Origin of the sequence: Idiomarina sp. OT37-5b (genome assembly GCF_002968395.1) — a bacterium.
GTDB lineage: Bacteria > Pseudomonadota > Gammaproteobacteria > Enterobacterales > Alteromonadaceae > Idiomarina > Idiomarina aquatica.
In genome coordinates, this window is record NZ_CP027188.1 from 1,992,501 (window position 1) to 2,017,363 (window position 24,863).

The window sequence follows — 24,863 nt, forward strand, 5'->3', positions numbered from 1 at the left end:
GTGTCTCAGTCCCAGTGTGGCTGATCATCCTCTCAGAACAGCTAGGGATCGTCGCCTTGGTGAGCCGTTACCTCACCAACTAGCTAATCCCGCTTGGGCCCATCTCTAGGTGTGAGGCCCGAAGGTCCCCCACTTTGGTCCGTAGACATTATGCGGTATTAGCCACCGTTTCCAGTGGTTGTCCCCCGCCTAGAGGCAAGTTCCCAAGTATTACTCACCCGTCCGCCGCTCGTCAGCAAAGAAGCAAGCTTCTTCCTGTTACCGCTCGACTTGCATGTGTTAGGCCTGCCGCCAGCGTTCAATCTGAGCCATGATCAAACTCTTCAATTAAAAGTAGTTCAATCAACTCAATGAATTACGCGTTTTTGCTTAGCTTCAAATTTGAAACCTTGCTGAACACTCATTCAAAAGTTGCAATACATAGTTCGTTTTGCTTAACTTTTGCAAGTGCCCACACAGTTTGCTTGGCTTGATATATTGTTAAAGAGCGTTGCTTCTTTCCGAAGCAGGGACGCGTATTTTACATCCCTTTTCGTTATCGTCAAGCGCTTTTTTCTGCTTTTTGATAACTCTTTTTTCTTTCGTTGTCGGAAGCCGGCTACTCGTCTCGCGTGCGGCTTTCTCCCTGACAACGGCGGCGAATTATAGAGATCTTATCTCGCCTTGCAAGCACTTTTTTTCATTTTTTTAATATTGATGACTTTCTCATCAATTTTGTTAATGGGTTGTATATTATTAGGGAACTCATGCTATGTTTGAGTGACTAATAGAAGACACAATAATAATTATCATCCGTTACTCACCATAACAGCAATGTTTTGCCGGGGGTTAAATGGCGCTAACAAACCGAGTTGGGATCACCTTCATTGGTGCAACACTCATGTTTAGTAGTACAGTGCTCTCGTTACCGGGTCACGCCGCGACGGTAGCGACATCGCAAGGCGATGAGCTGATCAGCTACATTAAGTTATTACCCGCTACTGAGCAAAAGAAAATCGAAACCTATGAAAGCGTTATTCGCGATCACCTAAATCAAAACTTTTCGATTATTCGCACTGTGCGCATTCTTACTACTCACTACCCACAGGATGTCGAACAGATTCTACTTGCGGCCTATCAGCAACATCCAAAGCGAATTGCCGTTATCAGCCGAGCCGTCATTCGTAGTGAACCAGCACTTACCACCGATGTTTTGGATACGGCGCTGAGTGTTGCGCCTGATGATTGCGAACAAATTGTACGCATGGCCATTGAAGCCGAGCCCGCCTATATCGACGATATTGTTGCGGTTGCAGCTCAGCACGCACCGGAAAAGTTAGACAGTATTATTCGAGTTGCCATAACCACAGAACCTGATTTCAGTGGTTCAATCGTGCGTTCGGCGGCGCTTAGCTCACCGACGGAATTCTTTGATGCTCTGGTCAATGCCGTTACTCAAATTCCAGATTCCGCACAAACTATTTTCTACGCGGTACGTGATTTTTTCACCGACAGCGAACAAAGCCCGCAAACGGTTCCGGCAACAAGTTCAGAACAATGGAGTGCCTTTATCAATCAGGCTAAATCCAGCGGTGTAACCCGGGAAGAAATGGAATGGTTTAAAGAACAGGGCTATATAACAGAACAGCAGCTTGCTGCCGTATACGAGAATGGTCATTGATGAAAACAAAAAAGCCGGCAAAAGCCGGCTTTTTTAATCGTTTAAAAGCTTATTCCGCTGTTGCTTCTTCAACAACTTCTGCTTCTTCAACTTCTGGTCGATCGACTAACTCGATGTAAGCCATAGGAGCGTTATCGCCAGCACGGAAGCCACACTTCATAATGCGAGTGTAACCGCCTGGACGCTGTTCATAACGCGGACCAAGTTCATTAAACAACTTGCCTACAACTTCTTTATCACGAGTGCGTGCAAACGCCAAACGACGGTTTGCAACGCTGTCTTGTTTCGCCATTGTGATTAATGGCTCTACTACGCGACGCAACTCTTTCGCTTTTGGTAACGTCGTCTTAATGATTTCGTGACGCACCAGAGAGCTAGCCATGTTGCGGAACATCGCTTGACGATGGCTGCTATTGCGATTTAGTTGACGACCACTCTTACGATGGCGCATACCTATACCCTTCTCAGTATATCAATTACTAAGATGACTTAGTCGTTATCAACGAGGCTAGCGGGTGGCCAGTTCTCAAGGCGCATGCCCAGAGACAGTCCACGTGATGCTAGCACGTCTTTGATTTCGGTCAGCGATTTCTTACCAAGGTTAGGCGTTTTCAATAGCTCAACCTCAGTACGCTGTACTAAATCACCAATGTACTGAATTGCTTCTGCCTTGAGGCAGTTCGCAGAACGAACAGTTAACTCAAGATCGTCTACCGGACGAAGCAGAATTGGATCAAACTCCGGCTTCTCTTCTTTCTCTTCCGGCTCGCTGATATCACGAAGCTCTACAAACGCTTCCAGCTGTTCAGCCAGAATGGTTGCCGCGCGGCGGATAGCTTCTTCTGGATCTAACGTGCCGTTAGTTTCCATATCGATAACCAGCTTATCCAAGTCGGTGCGTTGCTCGACACGAGCCGCATCAACACTGTAAGCAATACGCTCAACAGGGCTGAATGACGCATCAACCAGGAGACGACCGATTGGACGTTCATCATCGTCTTCAGACTGACGAGATGACGCAGGAACATAACCACGACCACGTTCGATTTTAACACGCATGTTAAACTCACTCTCACCGGTAAGGTGACAGATAACGTGCTCAGGATTTACGATTTCAACATCACCGTCGTGCTGGAAATCGCCTGCGGTTACAGGACCTGCACCGGATTTGTTCAAGGTCAACGTCGCTTCGTCTTTACCTTCCAGGCTGACTGCCAGTCCTTTCAGGTTCAACAAAATTTCGATGACGTCTTCCTGTACGCCCTCTTTACTGCTGTACTCGTGCAGTACGCCGTCGATTTCCACTTCAGTCGCTGCACAGCCTGGCATTGACGACAATAGAATACGACGTAACGCATTACCTAAGGTGTAACCAAAGCCACGCTCTAGAGGCTCCAGTGTCACCTTGGCATGAGTCGGGCTAACTTGCTCGATGTCGACTAACCTCGGCTTTAGGAATTCGGTAACAGAACCCTGCATTGTGTCCTCTCTCTATGCTTAAGCTTTACTTAGAGTAAAGCTCTACGATCAACTGTTCGTTAATTTCAGCAGACAAGTCGCTACGTTCTGGAAGACGTTTGAACTGACCTTCCATCTTGTTGCCGTCTACTTCTAACCAAACTGGCTTCTCACGTTGCTCAGCCAATTCCAGTGCTGCTGCAATACGTGCCTGCTTTTTAGCTTTCTCACGTACTGAAACAACATCTTCAGGACGAACCTTGAACGATGGAATGTTAACAACTTGACCGTTTACAACCACAGCCTTGTGGCTGACCAGTTGGCGAGCTTCTGCGCGTGTAGACGCAAAGCCCATGCGATAAACTACGTTATCCAAACGCTGTTCAAGCAACTGCAACAGGTTCTCACCGGTATTGCCTTTCAGACGAGCGGCTTCTTTGTAGTAGTTACGGAATTGCTTTTCTAGTACGCCGTACATACGACGAACTTTTTGCTTCTCGCGCAACTGCACACCGTAGTCCGACAGACGACCGCGACGGGCGCCGTGTTGTCCAGGTGCAGTTTCGATCTTACATTTAGAATCGATTGCGCGTACGCCGCTTTTCAGGAACAAATCTGTTCCTTCACGACGGCTTAGCTTGAGTTTAGGACCCAAATATCTTGCCATGATCTTTCTCCAACTATCGATTCACGCCTTTAAACGCGACGTTTCTTAGGCGGACGACAACCGTTGTGAGGAATCGGTGTCACATCGGTAATATTTGTGATGCGGTATCCCACGGCGTTCAGAGCACGAATCGATGATTCGCGGCCTGGACCAGGACCGTTTACAAATACTTCCAGGTTTTTCAGACCGTATTCCTTCGCCATTTCACCTGCACGCTCTGCCGCTACCTGAGCAGCGAACGGCGTTGATTTCCGTGAACCACGGAAGCCTGATCCACCAGCAGTAGCCCACGCTAACGCGTTGCCCTGGCGATCAGTGATGGTGATAATGGTGTTATTGAAAGATGCATGCACGTGAGCCATGCCATCGGCGACTTGCTTTTTAACGCGCTTGCGAGAACGAGTCGGTGTTTTAGCCATTACTCAATCTCCTTACTTCTTAATTGGCTTGCGCGGACCTTTACGAGTGCGCGCATTAGTTTTAGTGCGCTGTCCACGTAAAGGAAGGCTGCGACGATGACGAAGTCCACGGTAACATCCGAGATCCATCAACCGTTTGATGTTCATTGATACTTCACGACGTAAGTCACCTTCTACTACATATTTGGCAACTGCGTCACGAAGCGCGTCTAGTTTCTCTTCTGACAATGAACCGATCTTAGTGTCTTCAGCAATACCAGTCGCTGCACAGATTTCCTGTGAGCGAGTACGGCCAACACCATAGATTGCAGTTAATGCAATAACTGCGTGTTTATTGTCAGGAACGTTAATGCCAGCGATACGGGCCACTAACACGTCTCCTATAATTTGTAGGCATCAGTTGAAAAGCCCGTTAGGATACTCAACCGAATGCCGAATTGCAAACACTTCAAAGGGGGTGACCCAACGGCCACCCACCTTTCCTTCGAATCAACCTTGTCGTTGCTTATGCTTTGAATCACTGCAAATCACGCGCACAACACCGTTGCGCTTGATGATTTTACAGTTACGACAGATTTTCTTCACGGAAGCACGAACTTTCATTGCTACTCTCCGTTCTATCCAACCTTAGCGGCCGTAGCCTTTAAGGTTAGCTTTTTTCAGCACAGAATCATATTGATGTGACATCAAATGAGTCTGTACCTGTGCCATGAAGTCCATGATGACAACCACGATAATCAATAACGATGTACCGCCGAAGTAGAACTGAACGTTCCACGCAATCATCATAAACTCAGGAACCAAACAGACAAAGGTAATGTACAGTGCACCAGCAAGGGTCAAACGAGTCATTACTTTGTCAATGTACCGCGACGTCTGTTCACCTGGGCGTATGCCCGGGATAAACGCGCCGGATTTCTTCAGATTATCTGCTGTCTCGCGAGGGTTAAACACCAACGCGGTATAGAAGAAACAGAAGAATATGATCGCAGCCGCGTATAATAACACATAAAGCGGCTGTCCTGGAGATAAAGTCATCGATACTTGTTGTAAAATATCAGCGACCATTCCTTCACCGGAACCGAACCAGGTTGCGATGGTACCAGGAAACAAAATAATACTCGATGCAAAAATTGGTGGAATAACACCGGCCATGTTCACTTTTAATGGCAAGTGTGTGCTTTGCGCTGCGAAGACCTTACGACCTTGTTGACGTTTTGCATAGTTAACAACGATACGACGTTGACCACGCTCGACGAAAACAACGAAATAAGTGACTGCGAGAACAACCACACCAATTAATAACAACAGCAACAAGTGCAAGTCACCTTGACGGGCTTGCTCAAATGTTTGACCGATAGCAGATGGTAACCCTGCTACAATACCCACGAAAATCAGGATAGAGATGCCGTTACCAATACCGCGCTCAGTAATCTGCTCACCCAGCCACATCAGGAACATGGTTCCCGTGACAAGGCTCACAACCGCAGTAAAATAGAATCCAAAACCAGGGTCAATAACCAGCCCAGGCATCAAATTCGGTAAACCGGTCGCGATCCCAACAGACTGGAACGTTGCCAGTATCAGAGTACCCCAGCGCGTATATTGACTGATCTTACGTCGACCCGACTCGCCCTCTTTTTTCAGCTCTGCCAAGCGTGGATGAACCACGGTTGCCAATTGCATGATAATTGAGGCCGAAATATACGGCATGATACCAAGTGCGAATACTGACGCACGTTCTAAAGCACCACCGCTGAACATGTTAAACATGGCAACGATGGTGTCTTTTTGCTGTTCGAACAACTGAGCTAAAACCGCAGCATCAATACCAGGAATAGGCACAAAGGAGCCCGCTCGGAAAACGATGATCGCTCCTAATACAAACAACAGGCGACGCTTGAGTTCCGACGTGCCACCTTGCGCTCGATTTGATTCCAATCCTGGTTTAGCCATGAGCTCTATCCTTCGATTTTGCCGCCAGCAGCTTCAATAGCTTCGCGAGCGCCTTTGGTGACTTTAAGACCTTTTACAGTCACGTTGCGAGTGATTTCGCCAGACTTGATGACTTTTACAGCCAACACGTTCTTACGAATCAGGCCCGCAGCCTTCAATGTTGCTAAATCAGCAACATCACCATCGACTTTCGCAATCTCTGCCAAGTTTACTTCCGCAGTGGTCATTGCCTTGCGAGAAGTGAAACCGAACTTAGGCAGACGACGCTGAATTGGCATTTGACCGCCTTCGAAACCTGGCTTAACGCTGCCACCAGAGCGAGACTTCTGCCCTTTATGACCACGACCACCGGTTTTACCCAGACCTGATCCAATACCGCGTCCAACGCGTTTCTTGCTGCTTTTTGCACCAGGTGCAGGAGAAAGAGTGTTTAATTCCATCATTTATCCCTCCACCTTAACCATGTAATTAACTTGGTTCACCATACCGCGGACTGCAGCAGTGTCTTCCAACTCTACTGTGTGACCAATGCGGCGGAGACCTAAGCCACGTAGTGTAGCTTTGTGCTTCGGTAAACGACCGATGCTGCTACGCGTCTGTGTTACTTTGATTGTCTTTTTCGCCATTGTTCACTACCCCAGTATTTCGTCAACGCGCAATCCACGCTTCGCAGCAACCTGCTCCGGCGATTTCATGTCGTTCAATGCTTTGATAGTTGCACGAACAACGTTGATTGGGTTGGTTGAACCATATGCTTTTGACAGCACGTTATGAACGCCTGCGACTTCCAGTACCGCACGCATCGCACCACCTGCGATGATACCGGTACCTTCAGATGCAGGTTGCATATATACCTGTGAACCTGAGTGACGACCTTTAACAGGGTGTTGCAAAGTTTCGCCTTTCAGCTGCACGGTTACCATGTTACGGCGTGCTTTTTCCATCGCTTTTTGAATAGCGGCTGGAACTTCACGTGCTTTACCGTAACCGAAACCGACTTTACCTTTGCCGTCGCCAACTACAGTCAGTGCGGTGAAGCTAAAGATACGACCACCTTTAACAACCTTCGCCACACGGTTGACCGTAATCAACTTCTCGATCAGTTCACCGTTTTGAGCTTCTGCATTTGCCATGTTCGTCTCCTAGAACTGAAGTCCAGCTTCGCGCGCAGCGTCTGCTAATGCAGCAACGCGGCCGTGGTATTTAAAACCACTACGGTCGAAAGTGACGCTGGTAACGCCCTTTTCTACCGCACGCTCAGCGATGATTTTACCCACGACTTTAGCGGCGTCGACGTTACCCGTCGTTTTCAGCTGGTCGCGGACTGCCTTTTCAACCGTTGATGCGGCTGCAAGCACTTCAGAACCGTTTGGGGCGATCAACTGTGCGTAAATGTGACGCGGCGTACGGTGTACAACCAGTCGCTTTGCACCCAAAGCTTTAATTTGTTTACGTGCGCGAGTAGCACGACGTAAGCGAGCTGCTTTCTTGTCCATCGTATTACCCTACTTTTTCTTGGCTTCTTTACGGCGCACTTGCTCGTCTGCATAACGTACACCTTTACCTTTGTAAGGCTCTGGCTTGCGGTATGCGCGAATGTTAGCGGCAACTTGACCCACTAACTGCTTATCTGCGCCTTTAACGACAACCTCGGTTTGAGAAGGAGTTTCAATGGTGATTCCTTCAGGAATCTCGAACTCCACAGGGTGTGAAAAGCCCAGCGTCAGGTTCAGTTTTTTACCTTGTGCTTGCGCACGGTAACCAACACCAATCAGCTGTAACTTGCGCTCAAACCCTTTAGTTACTCCAACCACCATGTTTTGCAATAATGCACGCGCAGTACCTGCTTGCGCAGTGGCGTTAGCAACGCCATCACGCGCAACAGTGCGCAGTTCGTTGTCTTCTTTTACCAATTCAACGGCATCATTGACTACGCGACTCAGTGAGCCTTGGGCACCTTTAACTGTTACTTCCTGGCCATTTAGCGCAACTTCAACGCCAGCAGGAATTTCAATGGGTGCTTTAGCAACACGTGACATTTCCTACCTCCTAATTACGCTACGTAACCGATGATTTCGCCACCAAGACCAGCTTGGCGAGCGGCACGATCGGTCATTAGGCCTTTCGATGTTGAAACAACAGCGATACCAAGACCACCCATCACGTTAGGCAGCTCGTTGCGCTTCTTATAGATGCGCAAACCTGGGCGACTAACGCGCTCGATAGATTCGATTACTGGCTTGCCTTCGAAATACTTCAATTCGATTTCAAGCTCAGGTTTTGCATTACTCTCGGTGGTAAAGCCAACGATAAAACCTTCCTGCTTAAGCACTTCGGCGATAGCCACTTTCTGCTTAGATGAAGGCATTTTCACTGTAACTTTATTAGCACCTTGAGCGTTGCGAATGCGTGTGAACATATCCGCAATTGGATCTTGCATGCTCATATTTGCTTTCTCCCGTGATTCGTGGCTTACCAGCTAGCTTTTTTCAAGCCAGGAATTTCACCGCGCATCGCCATCTCACGGACCTTGATACGGCTCATGCCGAATTTACGAAGGAAACCATGAGGACGACCAGTAATACGACAACGGTTACGTTGACGCGTCGGACTGGCATCACGTGGGAGCTGTTGCAATTTAAGAACTGCTTCCCAACGCTCTTCGTCTGATGCATTTACGTCATTAATGACCGCTTTCAGTGCGTTGCGTTTTTCTGCGTACTTAGCAGCGAGTTTGGCTCGCTTAACGTCACGCGCTTTCATTGACTGTTTTGCCATAACTCTACACCTTACTTTCTGAACGGGAAGTTAAAGGCAGCTAGCAAAGCACGAGCTTCGTCATCTGTGCCAGCATTTGTGGTAATGGTGATATCCAGACCACGTACCTTGTCGACTTTGTCATAGTCGATTTCCGGAAAGATGATCTGCTCACGAACACCCATGCTGTAGTTACCACGGCCATCGAAAGATTTCGGGTTAAGGCCACGGAAGTCACGGATACGTGGAATTGCAATCGAGATTAAACGTTGCAAGAAATCCCACATGCGCTCGCCGCGCAGAGTTACTTTACAGCCAATCGGGAAGCCTTCACGGATTTTGAAACCGGCGACAGACTTGCGTGCTACAGTACGAATCGGCTTTTGACCAGAGATTGCCTCTAAGTCAGCCACTGCATTATCAAGTACTTTTTTGTCAGCCAGAGCTTCACCAACACCCATGTTCAGGGTGATTTTCTCAATCCGAGGGACTTGCATGACGCTGTTGTAGCTGAACTGTTTAACCAGCTCAGGAACTACCGATTCTTTATAAAAATCATGCAGTTTCGCCATCGTAAAACTCCAAAATTGAATTAAATGATTGCGTTGTTCGATTTGAAGAAACGGACTTTTTTGCCGTCTTCAATACGAAATCCAACACGATCTGCTTTACCTGTCTCTGGGTTAAGGATCGCTACGTTCGATACGTGGATAGGCGCTTCTGTTTCAACAATGCCGCCAGACTCACCAAGTGCCGGATTTGGCTTTTGGTGTTTCTTGACAACGTTGACGCCTTCTACGATCACGCGATCTTTATCAGTAAGAACTTTTAGGACTTTGCCTTGCTTGCCCTTGTCCTTTCCTGCCAGGACGACTACTTCGTCATCACGTTTAATTTTTGCCGCCATAATGGACTCCTTATAGTACTTCTGGTGCCAGCGAGATAATCTTCATAAACTGCTCTGAACGCAGCTCACGAGTTACCGGCCCGAAAATACGAGTACCAATCGGCTGTTGGTTGTTGTTTAACAACACAGCCGCGTTGCGGTCAAAACGGATGACCGACCCGTCTTGACGACGGACGCCTTTTCTGGTGCGAACGACCACCGCATTCACAACATCACCTTTCTTCACCTTACCGCGCGGAATTGCTTCCTTAACAGTAACTTTGATGATATCGCCGATGTTTGCGTAACGGCGGTGCGAACCACCTAGAACCTTAATACATTGTACGCTGCGCGCGCCGGAGTTATCGGCAACGTCCAGGGTAGTTTGCATTTGGATCATTTCAGTGCCCCGCTTAGTTAAAAAAACAGACCCTCTCGGGTCGTGCTGCCTTTGGTTTTTCCCTTATAAAAAGGGCGGCGAATTGTAACAGATAAAATTACGATGTGGTAGGGCTATCTAACTTTTTTTCTAAAGATAAGCTAAGTGGCGTATTTTATGCTTTCGGATTCAGTTGGCAGTAAACCGCGGGGATGGTAAATTCGTACCCATCACAACATAAAAAGCTCCGAATAATCAATAACTGAGCATTGGCAACTGGAACGATAATAAGCCTATGAACCTACTCTTTATTATCATGGCGCCACTTTTTGGAGCGCTATTACCGTTATTTCTTAAACGAACGCCGCGCACAATACAGACGCTGGTGACACTCGCGATTCCGCTGGCCGCCATTATTGTATTGCTACAGTATGCGCCTCTGACGCTGGCGGGAGAGGTACCTAAGCAATTCGTTGAATGGCTGCCCGCACTGGGGTTAAATTTCGCCTTGCGGCTGGATGGTCTGTCATTGTTGTTCGTCAGTTTAATTCTGGGTATTGGCGTGTTGATTATCGGCTACGCGCACTACTACTTATCGACGGAAGACGACGAAGGACGCTTCTACGCTTGCCTGTTGCTGTTTATGGCGTCGATGCTTGGCATCGTCATGGCTGACAATATATTGTTGATGTGGGCGTTCTGGGAGCTCACCAGCATTTCTTCTTTCTTGCTGATTGGCTACTGGTTCCATAGCAGTGACGCCCGCCGTGGCGCCCGCATGGCACTTGCGACAACCGGCGCCGGTGGTCTGGCTCTGCTGGCCGGTTTACTGATCATCGGTAACATCGCCGGCAGTTATGAATTCTCAGCGGTTTTGGCCGCTGCCGATACCATTAAAAATCATCCCTATTATCCGGCCGCACTGATTTTGCTGTTGCTGGGAGCCTTTACCAAATCGGCCCAGTTCCCGTTTCAGTTTTGGTTACCCCATGCCATGGCTGCACCTACGCCAGTAAGTGCGTACTTACACTCAGCAACTATGGTTAAGGCGGGTATTTTCTTGCTGGCTCGCTTCCACCCGGTTATGGGCGGCACCGAGCTATGGCTGACCATTGTTACCATTGTCGGCCTGATTACAATGTTAGTCGGCGCTTACTTTGCACTGCTCAAAAATGACCTGAAAGGACTACTGGCGTTCTCGACAGTCAGTCATTTGGGATTGATTTGTATGCTCCTCGGTATCGGCAGCGAGGGCGCCGTTATCGCGGCTCTGTTTCACATCATCAACCACGCCTGCTTTAAAGCCGGGTTGTTCATGACCGCCGGTATTATCGACCACGAAAGCGGCACGCGCGATATGCGTAAGTTACAAGGACTTATGGGGCTGATGCCGGTCACCGCAACACTCGCCATGATCGTTGCCGCGGCTATGGCAGGCATTCCGCCGTTCAATGGCTTTATGTCCAAGGAGCTGTTCCTCGATCAGGCTGTACAACAGCATTTGTTCGGAGGCCTATCCTGGTTTGTCCCAATTTTAGCGACGGTGGGCGCTGCACTATCGGTAGCCTACTCAATTCGTTTTATTCACGATGTGTTCTTTAACGGAGAATACAAGCCGTTACCCAAGAAGCCTCATGATCCGCCGCGCATGATGTCGGCACCGGTTGCCCTGCTGGCGGTGTTCTGTATCGCCATTGGTTTAGCGCCAATGACTATGGTATCCGGCATCCTCGACAGTGCGTCAAGTGCCGTGCTTGCGCAAAGTGTGGCGGTTAAGCTATCGCTGTGGCATGGCTTTAATCTGCCATTGTTGATGAGTTTTGTTGCCGTTGTAGCGGGGATTCTTATCTACGCCGCCCGTGATCAGTTGTTTACGTTCAATCGCCAATTTGACGGCCAGGATGCGAAACATAACTTTGAACGCATTGTGCAACGTGTCAGTGATGCGGCCAGCCGTTTATTTGATCGTCTCGACACCGGGTCGTTGCAGCGTTACATCGCCTTTGTGCTGATTAGTGTCATTGTTGTGATGCTGCCGTCGCTGGTCGATATCAGTATGTTGACCGGCAGCAAAGCTCAACAACCCATCGACATGGTTTCTATGGTGGGCGCGATGGTGCTGATCATTGCCGCTTTTGCAACCGCAACGATGCACCGCAACCGCTTTGTTATGCTGATGATGCTGTCGGTGGTCGGGTTGATGGTATCGCTTTCGTTTGCGCACTTCTCAGCACCGGATCTGGCCATGACACAGCTGGTGGTGGAAGTGGTTAGCATCATCCTGATGATTCTGGCGCTGTTCTTTATGCCTCAGAAAACCGCGCGAGCCTCCAGTGGACACCGGGTATTTCGCGATATTATCATCGCCAGCTTCATCGGTGGCATCGTCGCCACGCTGAATTTTGCCATCTTAACGTCGCCGGCAGAAACCATCTCTGACTTCTTTATTGCTAACGCCAAAACCGGCGGTGGCGGCACGAACGTCGTCAACGTCATTCTGGTCGACTTCCGGGGTTTTGATACGTTAGGAGAAATCACGGTATTGGCGATTGCAGCAGCGGGTATCCATAAGCTACTGAACAAACTGAAACCCTTTATGCCGTCCAGTGATGTTGATGGGCGTCCATGGCACCGCATTAAGCATCCGCTGATGCTCACGAATGTCGCCAATTTGGTGTTGCCAATGGCAATGATGGTTGCGGTGTATATTTTCCTGCGTGGCCATAACCTGCCGGGTGGCGGCTTTATTGCCGGGCTTATCGCTGCGTCAGCAATGATCCTGCAATACATCGCGAACGGGGTCGACTGGGTTAAGGATCGCTTCAACGTGAATTACCAGTCACTGATGTCAATTGGTGTGATGATCGCGGCATTGACCGGGGTCGGCAGTTGGCTATTCAGTAAGCCGTTCCTGACCAGTTGGTTCACCTATCTTAAATGGCCGTTGGTGGGTAAATGGGAGTTTGCTACCGCCTTATTGTTCGACCTGGGGGTATTCCTCACCGTGATTGGTGCGACCATGATGATTTTAAGTAACTTTGGCAAGATGACCACTCGCCACCGTCCAACGTACGAGGGCAATTAATGGAAACTTTATATTCGGTAACTGTTGGCATTTTAACTGCCTGTAGTGTGTTTTTAATTTTACGCGGCCGTTCTTTCCCGGTCGTGGTAGGTATTACGATGCTATCTTATGCCGTCAACCTGTTCCTGTTCTCCACCGGGCGGCTCACCATTGACGGTGCGCCCATCCTTGGTACAAAAGACAGTTATGCCGATCCACTGCCACAGGCATTGGTATTGACCGCTATTGTCATCGGTTTTGCCATGACCGCTTACTCGATCATTCTGGCGGTCCGTACACGTGGCGAAGTCGGTACGGATGAGGTCAGCGACACGGACAGCGATGCGGAGGGTAAACGCTGATGTTACAGCAACACTTAGCCATTTTACCGATATTGATTCCGCTGTTTACGGCATTACTGCAGCTTTTGCCCTGGGGTAGTCGACCACAGCCTAAGCGCCGTGCTATCGGTTTAATAGCCAGCATACTCACCCTGGTCAGCACCGTATTTTTACTGATCGATGTTAATCAGCAGGAAATGCTGGTATATCTGCTCGGCAACTGGGAAGCGCCCTTTGGTATCGTCCTTATGGTCGATCGCCTCAGTGCGTTAATGATGTTGCTGACGGCGGTTCTCGCGTTACCGGTATTGGTCTACGGCTGCTATGCAGAAGACAACCTGGGTTCGCACTTCCAGGCCCTGTTCCAGTTTCAAATTATGGGCATTATGGGCGCCTTTGCGACCGGCGATATTTTTAACCTGTTCGTCTTCTTCGAAGTCTTGCTGATTTCATCCTATGCACTGATGATGCATGGCGGCGGTAAGTTCCGCGTGCGCGCAACCTTGCACTATGTATTACTTAACCTGCTGGGTTCCGCCCTATTCCTGATCAGTATCGGCACGCTTTATGGGGTCACCGGCACGCTCAACATGGCCGATATGGCCGTTAAAATACAGTCGTTAAGCGGTGATGAAGCCATTCTCGCGAAGGCCGGCTCATTGATGTTACTGATTGTTTTTGGCCTGAAAGCCGCCATTCTGCCGTTGCATTTTTGGTTACCACAGGCTTACTCAACCACCACCGGTGTGGTTGCTGCGTTGTTTGCCATTATGACCAAAGTCGGCGTCTATTCCATCATTCGGGTTTACTCATTGATTTTTGGCGCCGATGCCAATGAACTTGCGCTGGTAGCGCACGATTGGCTGTGGGTCATGGGGCTGCTGACGTTATTGGCGGGTGCCATCGGTATTCTCGCCGCCCGTGATTTACGCTTGATGGTGGCGTATTTGGTGGTGATTTCAGTGGGTACGCTGGTCGCTGCCTACAGCCTGTCTTCGACCGCCACTACGGGTGCAACGCTGTTCTACCTGGTGCACTCAACCTTCATCACTGCGGCGCTGTTCCTGCTTGCCGACCTGATGGCTTACGAACGCGGTAAAACAGCGTCACGAATTGTGTCCGGTAAAAAGATGGCGAACCATTCAACCTACGCCACTTTCTTTTTAATCGGAGCCATTGCAATTATAGGCTTACCCCCGTTATCCGGGTTTGTCAGTAAACTGATGATTCTGGAGTCTGCAGCGGCCAACGGCCATAACTTCTGGCTCTGGGCCGCCATCATCGGCGCAACCTTTATTATGTTGGTCGCCGTCACTCGTGCCGGTAGCAAAATGATCTGGCACACGTTATCAGGCAAACCCTCAGAGCATTCAGCGCCGCTGGGTAAACGGCTGGCGTTAGCAAGCCTGCTATCGTTGTCACTGCTGATCACGCTGTTTGCCCAGCCGATTCGCGATTACACCGATGCCACGGCTGAGCAGCTACGTGATGTCGACAGTTATCCTTACCATGTTTTGCCTAAAGCGGGAGGCAACAATGAGTAAACTCTTTCCGGCGCCCTATTTAAGTTTATTTTTGTTACTGATTTGGTTGTTGTTGTTTAACTCAATCGCGGCCGGTGTGGTATTGCTTGGGATCATCTTTTCGCTGTTGATTCCCATCGTTTTTCGCAACGCCTGGCCTGCCTTTGCGCGGGTTAAAAAACCGCATTTGGCGGCTGTTTATTTTTGTATTTTGCTGTTCGATATCATCGTCGCCAACTTTAAAGTCGCGGCGCTGATACTGGGCAGACGGAAGTCAATTAAACCGGCGTTGCTGGTTTACCCGCTGAATATGACGGAAGAGCTTCCGGTAACCATCCTGGCCAGTACCATTACCTTAACGCCCGGCACGGTTTCCTGTGAAATCACTCGTGGCCGCAAAGGAATATTAATCCATGCGTTTTCTGAAGATGATCCGGAACAGGTAATCAACACCATCAGAAATCGCTATGAGCGCCGCTTAAAGGAGATTTTTGAATGTTAGGCATCATCTTACAGGTCGCTTTTTTATTATTCAGCCTGTCGATTCTGATGAACTTCTGGCGACTGATTAAGGGGCCGGATCTACCTGACCGGATCCTGGCACTGGACACCGTCTACATTAACTCATTGGCTCTGCTGCTGTTACTTGGTATGTATCAAAATACCCAAACGTATTTCGAAGCAGCCTTATTGATCGCCATGTTTGGCTTTGTTGGCACCATTGCAGCAGGTAAATTTCTGTTGCGCGGTGACCTTATCGAATAGGGGTATAATAATGGACGTACTTAATGAACTTCCGCTCTGGAGCCAGTACCTTATCGGATTCTTTATCTTACTGGGTTCTATCTTTGCGTTTATCGGATCGTTGGGTCTGGCGGTTCTACCGGACTTTTTTACTCGTCTGCACGCGCCCACCAAAAATACCACGCTGGGTATTGGCGGCATTGTCATCGCTTCGATTATTGCGACATCAGTACAAGGCAGTGTTACGTTGAGTGAGTTGTTGATTGCCATCTTTTTGTTTTTAACAGCGCCTATTAGCGCCCACATTATGGCAAAAGCAGCACTGCATACAGAACTGAAGATGTTTCATCGCACCCGGGATTATCGACAAGAAGGTGACACTTACGAGCACAAAAAAGCCGACTCTTGAGGTCGGCTTTTTTAATGCTGCTATTAACCGGGTGGTTAGAAGTAGTAACCAAAGTTAATGTTAAAGCGGTCATTAACCTCACCACCGTCGGTGGCAATATTACCGCCGATGAATGGCTGGTTTTTAGCGCGTACGTAATCGACGTAGGTGTAGAAACCGCCACCGGCCGCTACCGCAACACCCAGTACGTTCATCCAGGTATCGTCTTGATAACCCGCTTTATCGGTAATGATGCTATGGTCATTATAGAAGGTTAAGCTGGTGATAGGGCCAATCTCTACAGGCAATGTATAGGCGACGTTACCGGTGTAGATTTTCGCTTCCGTAGGAATCGCATCGTAATAGGCATAAGCGCCCATATAAACGCCGCGGTTTTCTACCTCAAGATCATACTCATAATCAGCATACTGTAACTGCACGTTCCACGGACCGTTGTTATAGTTAGCATGAGCGCCCCAAGCAAAACGGTTACCAACGTTTTGGTCATTGTACTGAGCGTACTGCTCAAAACCTTCCGCGACCGTGCCTGAGTAGTAGTTATTACCCTGCGCAGACAAGCCGACTTCCAGGTTGTGGTCATCCGCGAACGTGAACACTCGTGCACCACGGACAGCATAGCTGTTGCTCTCGCCCACAGCTAACCCTGGGGTATCGTAAGCGCCCTGTCCAGGCAAACGAATACCCACGGTGTCGTAGTTGTAACGAGCCGTGCGATCGCTGGTAGAGCCGTCTACACCACCCTGTTCATCGGATTTGTGATAGGCAATATCAAACTGCCATTGATCGTCGCGATACAATAACCGGATGCCGTTGTCGTGCTCGTCCTCTAAACCAACATAGAAGGTCGAGTTAAAGAAGTAACTGTGCGAGTTATAAGGCATGTTACCGAATGGAACTTTGACGACACCTACCTGACCTTGCCAGTTATCGGTGAAGTTATACCCAAACCAAGCGTGTTTAACGGTGTCCATGTAATGGAACCAACGGTATTCCGCCGACAAGATGACATCGCCAATTTCGCCGTCGAAGTTAAGACGGAAAATATCAAAGTCTAGGTCACCGGTGCGGTTTTCATTGCCCGAGTTGTAATTATTGTATTCATACTGAAAACGTACGGCACCATGGACTTTAATGGGCCAATTTTCGTTTTCTTCGGTTTTTTCTTCGAGTTTCGCTAAGCGAGCCTGAACGCCTGAGTCTGCTGCCGCTTCATCAGTTGCGCGGGTTCGCTTTTTAGCACCTTTTTTGTAGTCTTTACGCGTCATCATTTCTTCATGACGCTGCTGCATTTGTTCCTTTTTCTGTTCCTGCTCTGCTAATCGCTGCTCAAGTTCAGCCAGTTTCTGCTTCAGCATCTCGATTTCGGATTGCACACTCTGCTCGTCCTGTGGTGCCGCATGCGCGAGCACCGGAGAAGCTGCCAATACCGAGGCTGCTAGTATCCATCCTTTTGCCATAAAGAACTCCTTTGTTGGGCGCTAGTTTTAAACCTGTCAGTATAACGAAAGATTTGATTTATATTTTAGTATAACTTCCTGACTATTACCGACATTTTTAACGTTTAGATCAAAAAAGGCCTCCACAAGGGAGGCCTTTTGTCGTTCAAACGTTATCTGCTATTAGACAACGGTAGCACGCTCAACAACTTCAAGCAGTGTCCAAGATTTGTTCTTAGACAATGGGCGTGATTCGCGAACGATCACGACGTCACCCATTTTGCACTGATTGTCTTCATCGTGTGCATGTACCTTAGTTGTACGCGAGATGTATTTGCCGTAGACCGGGTGCTTAACACGACGCTCAACAGCTACAGTGATGGTCTTATCCATCTTATCGCTGACAACTTTGCCTTGCAGAGTACGAATACGTTTTTCTTCAGCCATTACGCACCTGCCTTCTCGTTTAAGATGGTTTTGATACGTGCGATATCGCGACGTACTTGCTTCATCATGTGAGTCTGATTCAGCTGACCGGTTGCCGCTTGCATGCGCAGGTTAAACTGCTCACGACGCAAGTTCAGCAATTCTTCTTGCAGCTGCTCAACGGTTTTTTCTTTCAATTCACTTGCTTTCATCACATTACCGTCCGAGTCACAAAAGTGGTTTTGAATGGCAGTTTACGAGCCGCAAGACGGAACGCTTCACGTGCCAGTTCTTCAGAAACACCGTCCATTTCGTACAGTACGCGACCTGGCTGAATCTGAGCAACCCAGTATTCGACGTTACCTTTACCTTTACCCATACGAACTTCTAATGGCTTCTTGGTAATTGGCTTGTCTGGGAATACACGGATCCAGATTTTACCTTGACGCTTAACGTGACGAGTCATAGCACGACGGCCAGCTTCAATTTGACGCGCGGTCATACGACCACGGTCAGTCGCCTTCAAACCGAAGGTTCCGAAGCTGACTTTGTTACCAGACTGCGCCAGACCACGGTTGCGGCCTGTGTGAACCTTACGGAATTTTGTACGCTTAGGTTGTAACATTATCGTCTCTCCTTACTTACGGTTTTTGCCGCGCTTAGGAGCTGGCTTTTCTTCTGTTGGCAAGCCACCTAAGACTTCGCCACGGAAAATCCAGACCTTCACACCAATGATACCGTAAGTGGTGTTCGCTTCTGACGTCGAGTAGTCGATGTCCGCACGCAACGTGTGCAGAGGTACACGACCTTCACGGTACCACTCAGTACGTGCGATTTCAGCACCGCCCAAACGGCCACTAACTTCAACCTTGATGCCTTTGGCACCCAGGCGAATGGCGTTTTGAACAGCACGCTTCATCGCGCGACGGAACATAACACGACGTTCCAACTGACCGGCAATGTTGTCAGCAACAAGCTGAGAGTCCAGCTCAGGCTTACGTACTTCAGAAATGTTGATTTGCGACGGAGCGCCAGTCAACTTCTGAACCTGCTTGCGCAGTTTTTCTACGTCTTCGCCTTTTTTACCGATAACAACGCCTGGACGTGCAGTGTGAATGGTCACACGAACACTTTTAGCAGGGCGCTCGATAACGATACGCGACACTGATGCATTGCGCAGTTCCTTTGTCAGGAACTTACGTACCTGATGGTCACTGTGCAGGTTATCAGCGAATTCGTTTGTATTCGCATACCAGGTTGCATTCCATGGTCTGGAGATACCTAGGCGAATACCATTAGGATGTACTTTCTGACCCATAATTTATCTCCTAGCTATCCGACACGACCACAGTAATGTGGCTGGTGCGCTTAAAGATACGATCGGCACGGCCTTTCGCACGTGGCTTGATGCGCTTCATCGTAGGACCTTCGTCTAAGAAGATCTTAGCGACTTTCAGCTCATCAATGTCCGCACCTTCGTTGTGTTCCGCGTTAGCGATAGCTGATTCAAGAACTTTCTTGATCAAGCCAGCTGCTGCTTTCGGGCTGTACGCAAGGATGTCCAGTGCTTTCTCTACTGGCAAACCGCGAATTTGGTCTGCGACCAAACGGCCCTTCTGAGCAGAAACGCGGGCAAATTGGTGTTTAGCAATTGCTTCCATCACTCTCTACCTCTTACCGTTTCTTCGCTTTCTTATCAGCAGCGTGGCCGCGATAAGTACGGGTTGGTGCGAATTCACCCAGTTTATGACCGATCATTTCGTCAGAAACGAAAACTGGAACGTGTTGACGGCCGTTGTGAACAGCGATCGTCAAACCGATCATATCTGGAATAATCATTGAACGACGGGACCAAGTTTTAATTGGCTTCTTATCCCCGGCTTCCAACGCTTTCTCCACCTTATTTAGCAGGTGAAGGTCAATAAATGGACCTTTTTTAAGAGAACGTGGCATGTTTAATCCTCAACTCTTATTTGTTGCGACGGCGTACGATGAACTTATCAGTACGCTTGTTTTTACGGGTTTTGTAGCCCTTGGTCGGCGTGCCCCAAGGTGTCACTGGGTGACGACCACCAGAGGTACGGCCTTCACCACCACCGTGCGGGTGATCAACTGGGTTCATCGCCACACCACGAACGGTAGGACGAACACCGCGCCAACGTTTGGCACCGGCTTTACCCAATTGACGAAGCATATGCTCTGCATTGCCCACTTCGCCGATAGTTGCACGACCTTCAGACTGCACACGGCGCATCTCGCCAGAACGCAAACGGATGGTGACATAAGCACCGTCACGGGCAACGATCTGTGCGTAAGCACCTGCTGAACGAGCCAGCTGTGCGCCTTTACCTGGTTGCATTTCCAAAGCGTGAACAACAGTACCCACTGGGATGTTGCGCATCGGTAATGCGTTACCTGGTTTGATAGGTGCATCAGAGCCTGACTGAATGCGGTCGCCCACGTTCAGGTTCTTAGGCGCAAGAATGTAACGACGTTCGCCGTCTGCATACAGTACCAAAGCGATGTTCGCTGAACGGTTTGGATCGTATTCGATACGCTCAACCTTACCAGGGATACCATCTTTGTTACGTTTAAAGTCGATAATACGGTAATGGTGCTTATGACCACCGCCGATGTGGCGAACCGTAATACGACCGTTGTTGTTACGACCACCAGACTTGCTGTTTTTCTCTAGCAAGGGGGCGTAAGGCTTGCCTTTGTACAGGTCCTGACCGACGACTTTAACGACGTGGCGTTGACCCGGAGACGTAGGCTTACTTTTAACTACAGCCATGATTATTCCTCCTGTTACTCAGCGCCGCCAACGAAGTCGATGTCAGCACCCTCTTTCAGGGCTACGTACGCTTTTTTCCAATCGTTGCGTTTACCGAAACGGAAACCGGTACGCTTGGTTTTACCCTTCACGTTCACGGTGCGTACGTTCTTAACTTCAACTTCAAAAAGTTTTTCGACAGCTGCTTTAATTTCGGATTTGGTCGCATCTTTAGCTACTTTGAAAACAACCGTGTTGTTGCCTTCAGCAGTCATGGTGCTTTTTTCCGAAACGTGAGGTGCTAGGATCACATTAAGCAAACGTTCTTCGCGCATCATGATAACACCTCCTCAAGCTGCTTGACTGCGTCGGCAGTCATCAGGACGTTTTCGAAAGCGATTAAGCTAACAGGGTCGATACCTTGAACGTCGCGTACGTCAACTTTGTGCAAGTTGCGAGAGGCTAAGAACAGGTTCTCGTCCACATCTTTAGTCACGATCAAAACGTCGTTCAGGTTCAAACCTTTCAGTTTTTCAACCAATTGCTTAGTCTTCGGTGCGTCAACACTGAAGTTTTCAACAACGGTTAAACGATCCTGACGAATCAGTTCTGACACGATGCTTTTGATCGCACCGCGGTACATCTTTTTATTTACTTTTTGGGCATGACTTTGCGGTTTAGCCGCAAATGTCGTACCACCTGAGCGCCAGATCGGACTGCGGATAGTACCCGCACGTGCACGACCGGTGCCTTTTTGACGCCATGGCTTCTTGCCGCCGCCTGCAACTTCAGAACGAGTCTTCTGTGCTTTAGTACCCTGACGGGCACCGGCTGCGTAAGCAACGACTACCTGGTGGACAAGTGCTTCGTTAAACTCACGTCCAAAGGTAGCTTCGGAAACCTCAAGAGCGCCTTTTGCGTCTTTCAATGTTAATTCCATCACCATTCTCCTCAGACGTTACGCCTTGACCGCAGGTTTAACGATAACATCACCACCGGTAGCTCCAGGGACCGCACCTTTGATCAACAACAGGTTGCGTTCTGCATCTACACGGACCAACTCAAGTGATTGAGTAGTGACGCGTTCGTTACCCATTTGACCAGCCATTTTCTTGCCTTTAAATACTTTACCAGGCGACTGGTTTTGACCGATTGAACCCGGTGCACGGTGTGACAATGAGTTACCGTGGGTAGCGTCCTGAGTGCGGAAGTTCCAGCGCTTCACGGTACCGGCAAAGCCTTTACCTTTAGAAGTTCCGGTAACATCCACTTTCTTTACTTCTGCAAATACTTCAACAGTCAGTTCAGAACCAACTGTGTAGTCTTCGCCTTCGCCATCTGCAAGGCGGAATTCCCAAAGACCGCGACCAGCCTCTGTACCAGCTTTAGCAAAGTGACCTGCTAAAGGCTTGGTGACACGGCTTGCTTTCTTCTCGCCTGTGGTCACTTGAAGCGCGCGATATCCGTCAGTGTCGTCAGATTTAACCTGAGTCACACGGTTCGCCAACACTTCGATCACAGTAACAGGAACAGAAGCGCCGTCTTCCTGGAAGACACGCGTCATTCCTACTTTACGACCGACTAGACCTATAGCCATTGTTAAAACCTCTCGTGTGTAATCCTATTACTGCCCACTTAACCCAAGCTGATCTGTACATCAACACCAGCTGCCAAATCTAAACGCATCAGAGCGTCTACGGTTTTGTCAGTTGGGTCCATGATATCGATCAGACGCTTGTGGGTGCGGATTTCGTACTGGTCACGCGCATCTTTGTTTACGTGTGGAGAAATCAGCACGGTGAAGCGTTCTTTCCGTGTTGGCAGTGGAATTGGACCACGTACCTGAGCACCAGTGCGCTTAGCAGTATCTACGATCTCTGCCGTTGACTGGTCGATCAGACGGTGATCGAACGCTTTCAAACGAATCCGAATTCTTTGATTAGCCATAAAAAATCAAAGCCTCAATTAAAGAGCATTTAAAAAAGAGCACAGACAAACGCAAACCTCCCTGGCACATACCGGGGGTGCGATCATCTACGTCAACCATTCAGTCCCCTATCGGGACTGTTGTGGAACATCAATTATGTAAGTCAGTCGACTTAGGGAAAATTGACGTGGTCGCGAATTATACAGCTTCGCGACCGTATGTCAACATTTAGCAGTAAGTAGGTCGCGCCTATGGCGCGACTTCATGGTATGACTTGCGCCACAGGCGCAAGTTACTTCGCGAGGTCTTCCACCTGCTGCCAGACACGCATAAAGTTGCCCCCCAGAATCATTTCGATTTCTTTTTCTGAATAGCCGCGCTCTAACAACCCTTGTACCAGGTTTGGATAGGTCGATACATCTTTCAAACCAACCGGCAAAGAGTCACCCACGCCGTCGTAGTCTGAACCAATACCGATGTGTTCAACACCGATCAATTCTTTAACGTAGTCGATATGGTCGAGTACCTGATCGAGTGTTGCGTAGGGATATGGGTTATTGGCTTCGATCTCCGCTACGCGGCGTTTTGCTTCATCACTTTCCTTGCCAAACTGCTCATACACCGCTGCAATGCGCTTTTTCATCATATCGCGATAACGGTTGGCTTGCTGAGCAACAAAGGAGGAGCCAAAGTTAATTTGAACGACACCGCCGTTTTCCGCCAGTTTCTTCAGCATATCGTCGCTCATGTTACGCTCAAAGCCGGGCGTAAACTGACGTAAAGACGAATGCGAGGCGATAACCGGCGCTTTGGTTGTTTCGATAACATCATAAAAGGCGTCGTCAGAGATATGTGATACGTCGATCATCATGCCAATGTCATTACAGGCTTTGACTAAATCGAACCCGAACTCACTCAGACCGTTCCACTGTTTACGGATGTCATAAGAAGAATCGGAAATGTGGTTGGTTTGCGAATGGGCAAACGAAATGTAACGGACACCGCGCTCATAGAACATCTCAAGATTCGCCAGATCGCCTTCCATCGGCGTACCGTTCTCCATCCCCATGGCTATCGACATCAGTCCATTGTTCATATTTTCGCGAGCTTCGGCCGGCGAGTAAGCCAACGCAAATTTATCCGGAGCGCGACCGACCAGTGCTTCCATACTGTCGATCAAATCATGCGCTAACTCGATACTGCCGCCGGTTTGCTCATACTCCGCAGGAATATAAATTGCCATAAAGGGCACATTAAGACCGCCGGCAACGGCGCGCGGATAATCGAAATCGCCATCGGCTGTTGCCACCGAGACATCTTCCCAGCGGTTATGAATGCGATACGGAACATCAATATGTGTATCGGCAATTAAATACTTCTTCGCCAGTTGTTGTGCTTTTTCACTCGCTTGATATTCGCCGTTGGCGCTATTGTCCTGGGCGACCGCGTAAAATGTGGCACAGGCTCCCATTACCGCCAGCAATGACGCTTTTATCGTTGTTTTTAACATGCTCAGTCCTCGGTAATACAACAGTTGTTCTTGTGACCAAGCAGGTTAGCAAATCTTTAACTGTGGCGCATCATTGATGCGCCAAACATGATAAAAGCGCCGATGACTAACGTTCCGATAACTAAGGTTCCTAGCACCGGCGCAATAAGCCAGGCAAGCCACCATTCATTGATAAACATGGTTAACCTCCACTTACTACAGAATTAGTGAGATTGAGGTTGGCTGGCTTTTTCGTCGACCGTTTCATTAGCCGCGACGGTTTGCTCGCTCTCAGACATCAGCAACTCATCGCCCCAGGCTGATAAAGTTTCAATAACAGTCGCTTTTGTGACGTTAAACAGTTCTACCGACACGTTGGCAACCTGCTCACTGATGAAGGATGTGGATTCTTCTTCTGCCTGTTGAGCGGAAGCGGTACTTGACAGCATAAGGGCTGTTACAGCTACGGAAGTTAATACAAGCTTTTTCATGATGTTCTCCTTTGTATTCGCCATTTTGTTCGACTTATCAGTTAAGTCGTAGGTACTA

39 protein-coding genes and 1 rRNA gene (1 of these 40 only partly in view) are annotated in these 24,863 nt (G+C 48.8%); 7 read left to right on the plus strand and 33 right to left on the minus strand.

All coding sequences use genetic code 11. From position 1 onward, the window contains the following. Window positions 1-330 (minus strand): 16S ribosomal RNA (locus C5610_RS09390) (it extends 1,213 nt beyond the left edge of the window). A 550-nt stretch (window positions 331-880) separates the two neighbouring features. On the opposite strand from C5610_RS09390, the gene C5610_RS09395 reads away from it, so the two are divergent. Next, window positions 881-1,660, plus strand: a complete 780-nt coding sequence (locus C5610_RS09395; protein ID WP_158682679.1) for a hypothetical protein — start codon at window positions 881-883, stop codon at window positions 1,658-1,660. Between the two features lie 49 nt (window positions 1,661-1,709). Here the strand turns inward: C5610_RS09395 and rplQ are convergent, their stop codons facing one another. From rplQ to rplN, 17 genes are all read right to left on the minus strand, one after another. Continuing rightward, a complete protein-coding gene (rplQ, locus tag C5610_RS09400) occupies window positions 1,710-2,111 on the minus strand; it encodes a 50S ribosomal protein L17 (RefSeq protein WP_105306936.1) in 402 nt (133 codons plus the stop codon). A 38-nt stretch (window positions 2,112-2,149) separates the two neighbouring features. Beyond that, a complete protein-coding gene (locus C5610_RS09405; protein ID WP_105306937.1) occupies window positions 2,150-3,139 on the minus strand; it encodes a DNA-directed RNA polymerase subunit alpha in 990 nt (329 codons plus the stop codon). A 25-nt stretch (window positions 3,140-3,164) separates the two neighbouring features. Further along, window positions 3,165-3,785, minus strand: a complete 621-nt coding sequence (rpsD, locus tag C5610_RS09410) for a 30S ribosomal protein S4 (RefSeq protein WP_105306938.1) — start codon at window positions 3,783-3,785, stop codon at window positions 3,165-3,167. Between the two features lie 29 nt (window positions 3,786-3,814). Then, window positions 3,815-4,204, minus strand: coding sequence for a 30S ribosomal protein S11 (rpsK, locus tag C5610_RS09415; protein WP_105306939.1), 390 nt, complete (start codon window positions 4,202-4,204; stop codon window positions 3,815-3,817). Window positions 4,205-4,216: 12 nt separating this feature from the next. Next, complete coding sequence (gene rpsM / locus C5610_RS09420; RefSeq protein ID WP_105307779.1) at window positions 4,217-4,573, minus strand: 30S ribosomal protein S13; 357 nt, start codon at window positions 4,571-4,573, stop codon at window positions 4,217-4,219. A 120-nt stretch (window positions 4,574-4,693) separates the two neighbouring features. After that, window positions 4,694-4,807 carry a 50S ribosomal protein L36 gene (gene rpmJ / locus C5610_RS09425; protein WP_105306940.1) on the minus strand — a complete coding sequence of 38 codons (114 nt, stop codon included), beginning with the start codon at window positions 4,805-4,807 and terminating at the stop codon, window positions 4,694-4,696. A gap of 24 nt (window positions 4,808-4,831) precedes the next feature. After that, window positions 4,832-6,160, minus strand: a complete 1,329-nt coding sequence (gene secY, locus C5610_RS09430) for a preprotein translocase subunit SecY (RefSeq protein WP_105306941.1) — start codon at window positions 6,158-6,160, stop codon at window positions 4,832-4,834. 5 nt (window positions 6,161-6,165) lie between these two features. Continuing rightward, a complete protein-coding gene (rplO, locus tag C5610_RS09435; protein ID WP_105307780.1) occupies window positions 6,166-6,600 on the minus strand; it encodes a 50S ribosomal protein L15 in 435 nt (144 codons plus the stop codon). Window positions 6,601-6,603: 3 nt separating this feature from the next. Then, window positions 6,604-6,786, minus strand: coding sequence for a 50S ribosomal protein L30 (gene rpmD / locus C5610_RS09440; protein WP_105306942.1), 183 nt, complete (start codon window positions 6,784-6,786; stop codon window positions 6,604-6,606). 6 nt (window positions 6,787-6,792) lie between these two features. Continuing rightward, window positions 6,793-7,293, minus strand: coding sequence for a 30S ribosomal protein S5 (gene rpsE / locus C5610_RS09445; RefSeq protein WP_105306943.1), 501 nt, complete (start codon window positions 7,291-7,293; stop codon window positions 6,793-6,795). A 9-nt stretch (window positions 7,294-7,302) separates the two neighbouring features. Further along, window positions 7,303-7,656, minus strand: a complete 354-nt coding sequence (gene rplR, locus C5610_RS09450; protein WP_105306944.1) for a 50S ribosomal protein L18 — start codon at window positions 7,654-7,656, stop codon at window positions 7,303-7,305. 9 nt (window positions 7,657-7,665) lie between these two features. Next, the gene (gene rplF, locus C5610_RS09455; protein WP_105306945.1) at window positions 7,666-8,199 is read right to left on the minus strand and encodes a 50S ribosomal protein L6; all 534 of its coding nucleotides are present in this window, start codon (window positions 8,197-8,199) and stop codon (window positions 7,666-7,668) included. 14 nt (window positions 8,200-8,213) lie between these two features. Further along, the gene (rpsH, locus tag C5610_RS09460; protein ID WP_105306946.1) at window positions 8,214-8,606 is read right to left on the minus strand and encodes a 30S ribosomal protein S8; all 393 of its coding nucleotides are present in this window, start codon (window positions 8,604-8,606) and stop codon (window positions 8,214-8,216) included. Between the two features lie 26 nt (window positions 8,607-8,632). Further along, window positions 8,633-8,938 (minus strand): 30S ribosomal protein S14, encoded by a 306-nt coding sequence (gene rpsN, locus C5610_RS09465; protein ID WP_105306947.1) that lies wholly within the window; start codon window positions 8,936-8,938, stop codon window positions 8,633-8,635. Window positions 8,939-8,949: 11 nt separating this feature from the next. Continuing rightward, window positions 8,950-9,489 (minus strand): 50S ribosomal protein L5, encoded by a 540-nt coding sequence (rplE, locus tag C5610_RS09470; protein WP_105306948.1) that lies wholly within the window; start codon window positions 9,487-9,489, stop codon window positions 8,950-8,952. Window positions 9,490-9,509: 20 nt separating this feature from the next. Further along, entirely contained in the window at window positions 9,510-9,824 is a 315-nt protein-coding gene (gene rplX / locus C5610_RS09475; RefSeq protein WP_105306949.1) for a 50S ribosomal protein L24, read from the minus strand. A gap of 10 nt (window positions 9,825-9,834) precedes the next feature. Continuing rightward, the gene (rplN, locus tag C5610_RS09480; protein WP_006956444.1) at window positions 9,835-10,203 is read right to left on the minus strand and encodes a 50S ribosomal protein L14; all 369 of its coding nucleotides are present in this window, start codon (window positions 10,201-10,203) and stop codon (window positions 9,835-9,837) included. A gap of 274 nt (window positions 10,204-10,477) precedes the next feature. Between rplN and C5610_RS09485 the strand changes: the two genes are divergently transcribed. Genes C5610_RS09485 through C5610_RS09510 form a run of 6 tightly spaced genes read left to right on the plus strand, consistent with a single transcriptional unit; the run spans window position 10,478 to window position 16,263 of the window. Then, window positions 10,478-13,267 carry a monovalent cation/H+ antiporter subunit A gene (locus tag C5610_RS09485; protein WP_105306950.1) on the plus strand — a complete coding sequence of 930 codons (2,790 nt, stop codon included), beginning with the start codon at window positions 10,478-10,480 and terminating at the stop codon, window positions 13,265-13,267. Beyond that, on the plus strand, window positions 13,267-13,608 hold the full coding sequence (locus C5610_RS09490; protein WP_105306951.1) for a Na+/H+ antiporter subunit C: 342 nt from the start codon (window positions 13,267-13,269) through the stop codon (window positions 13,606-13,608). The genes C5610_RS09485 and C5610_RS09490 overlap by 1 nt, the downstream gene beginning before the upstream one ends. Continuing rightward, window positions 13,608-15,131, plus strand: a complete 1,524-nt coding sequence (locus C5610_RS09495) for a monovalent cation/H+ antiporter subunit D (protein ID WP_105306952.1) — start codon at window positions 13,608-13,610, stop codon at window positions 15,129-15,131. The genes C5610_RS09490 and C5610_RS09495 overlap by 1 nt, the downstream gene beginning before the upstream one ends. Beyond that, window positions 15,124-15,612: a Na+/H+ antiporter subunit E gene (locus C5610_RS09500; protein ID WP_105306953.1), complete on the plus strand. Its 489-nt coding sequence runs from the start codon at window positions 15,124-15,126 to the stop codon at window positions 15,610-15,612. Before C5610_RS09495 ends, C5610_RS09500 begins: the two co-directional genes overlap by 8 nt. After that, a complete protein-coding gene (locus C5610_RS09505) occupies window positions 15,606-15,875 on the plus strand; it encodes a K+/H+ antiporter subunit F (RefSeq protein ID WP_105306954.1) in 270 nt (89 codons plus the stop codon). The genes C5610_RS09500 and C5610_RS09505 overlap by 7 nt, the downstream gene beginning before the upstream one ends. 10 nt (window positions 15,876-15,885) lie before the next feature. Then, window positions 15,886-16,263 carry a Na+/H+ antiporter subunit G gene (locus C5610_RS09510; RefSeq protein ID WP_105306955.1) on the plus strand — a complete coding sequence of 126 codons (378 nt, stop codon included), beginning with the start codon at window positions 15,886-15,888 and terminating at the stop codon, window positions 16,261-16,263. Between the two features lie 35 nt (window positions 16,264-16,298). Here the strand turns inward: C5610_RS09510 and C5610_RS09515 are convergent, their stop codons facing one another. The 15 genes from C5610_RS09515 to C5610_RS09580 all read right to left on the minus strand — a co-directional run bounded on the left by C5610_RS09515 (window position 16,299) and on the right by C5610_RS09580 (window position 24,805). Then, entirely contained in the window at window positions 16,299-17,720 is a 1,422-nt protein-coding gene (locus C5610_RS09515; protein ID WP_105306956.1) for a hypothetical protein, read from the minus strand. Between the two features lie 162 nt (window positions 17,721-17,882). Beyond that, window positions 17,883-18,146 (minus strand): 30S ribosomal protein S17, encoded by a 264-nt coding sequence (gene rpsQ / locus C5610_RS09520; protein WP_105306957.1) that lies wholly within the window; start codon window positions 18,144-18,146, stop codon window positions 17,883-17,885. Continuing rightward, window positions 18,146-18,337, minus strand: coding sequence for a 50S ribosomal protein L29 (gene rpmC, locus C5610_RS09525; protein ID WP_006956453.1), 192 nt, complete (start codon window positions 18,335-18,337; stop codon window positions 18,146-18,148). Before rpmC ends, rpsQ begins: the two co-directional genes overlap by 1 nt. Continuing rightward, window positions 18,337-18,750, minus strand: a complete 414-nt coding sequence (rplP, locus tag C5610_RS09530; protein WP_105306958.1) for a 50S ribosomal protein L16 — start codon at window positions 18,748-18,750, stop codon at window positions 18,337-18,339. Before rplP ends, rpmC begins: the two co-directional genes overlap by 1 nt. 12 nt (window positions 18,751-18,762) lie before the next feature. Next, window positions 18,763-19,443, minus strand: coding sequence for a 30S ribosomal protein S3 (rpsC, locus tag C5610_RS09535; protein ID WP_105306959.1), 681 nt, complete (start codon window positions 19,441-19,443; stop codon window positions 18,763-18,765). Window positions 19,444-19,453: 10 nt separating this feature from the next. Next, complete coding sequence (gene rplV / locus C5610_RS09540) at window positions 19,454-19,786, minus strand: 50S ribosomal protein L22 (RefSeq protein ID WP_053954203.1); 333 nt, start codon at window positions 19,784-19,786, stop codon at window positions 19,454-19,456. A gap of 13 nt (window positions 19,787-19,799) precedes the next feature. After that, window positions 19,800-20,078: a 30S ribosomal protein S19 gene (gene rpsS, locus C5610_RS09545; protein WP_026860408.1), complete on the minus strand. Its 279-nt coding sequence runs from the start codon at window positions 20,076-20,078 to the stop codon at window positions 19,800-19,802. A 16-nt stretch (window positions 20,079-20,094) separates the two neighbouring features. Continuing rightward, window positions 20,095-20,919, minus strand: a complete 825-nt coding sequence (rplB, locus tag C5610_RS09550) for a 50S ribosomal protein L2 (protein WP_105306960.1) — start codon at window positions 20,917-20,919, stop codon at window positions 20,095-20,097. Between the two features lie 14 nt (window positions 20,920-20,933). After that, a complete protein-coding gene (gene rplW, locus C5610_RS09555) occupies window positions 20,934-21,236 on the minus strand; it encodes a 50S ribosomal protein L23 (RefSeq protein ID WP_105306961.1) in 303 nt (100 codons plus the stop codon). Continuing rightward, on the minus strand, window positions 21,233-21,838 hold the full coding sequence (gene rplD / locus C5610_RS09560) for a 50S ribosomal protein L4 (RefSeq protein WP_105306962.1): 606 nt from the start codon (window positions 21,836-21,838) through the stop codon (window positions 21,233-21,235). The genes rplW and rplD overlap by 4 nt, the downstream gene beginning before the upstream one ends. 18 nt (window positions 21,839-21,856) lie before the next feature. Beyond that, entirely contained in the window at window positions 21,857-22,495 is a 639-nt protein-coding gene (gene rplC, locus C5610_RS09565) for a 50S ribosomal protein L3 (RefSeq protein WP_105306963.1), read from the minus strand. 38 nt (window positions 22,496-22,533) lie between these two features. Beyond that, the gene (gene rpsJ, locus C5610_RS09570; protein WP_006956423.1) at window positions 22,534-22,845 is read right to left on the minus strand and encodes a 30S ribosomal protein S10; all 312 of its coding nucleotides are present in this window, start codon (window positions 22,843-22,845) and stop codon (window positions 22,534-22,536) included. A 272-nt stretch (window positions 22,846-23,117) separates the two neighbouring features. After that, the gene (locus C5610_RS09575) at window positions 23,118-24,335 is read right to left on the minus strand and encodes a dipeptidase (protein WP_105306964.1); all 1,218 of its coding nucleotides are present in this window, start codon (window positions 24,333-24,335) and stop codon (window positions 23,118-23,120) included. A 56-nt stretch (window positions 24,336-24,391) separates the two neighbouring features. Continuing rightward, the gene (locus tag C5610_RS13755; RefSeq protein WP_262339856.1) at window positions 24,392-24,514 is read right to left on the minus strand and encodes a hypothetical protein; all 123 of its coding nucleotides are present in this window, start codon (window positions 24,512-24,514) and stop codon (window positions 24,392-24,394) included. A gap of 24 nt (window positions 24,515-24,538) precedes the next feature. Further along, complete coding sequence (locus C5610_RS09580) at window positions 24,539-24,805, minus strand: hypothetical protein (protein WP_126820523.1); 267 nt, start codon at window positions 24,803-24,805, stop codon at window positions 24,539-24,541. Window positions 24,806-24,863: the final 58 nt, after the last annotated feature.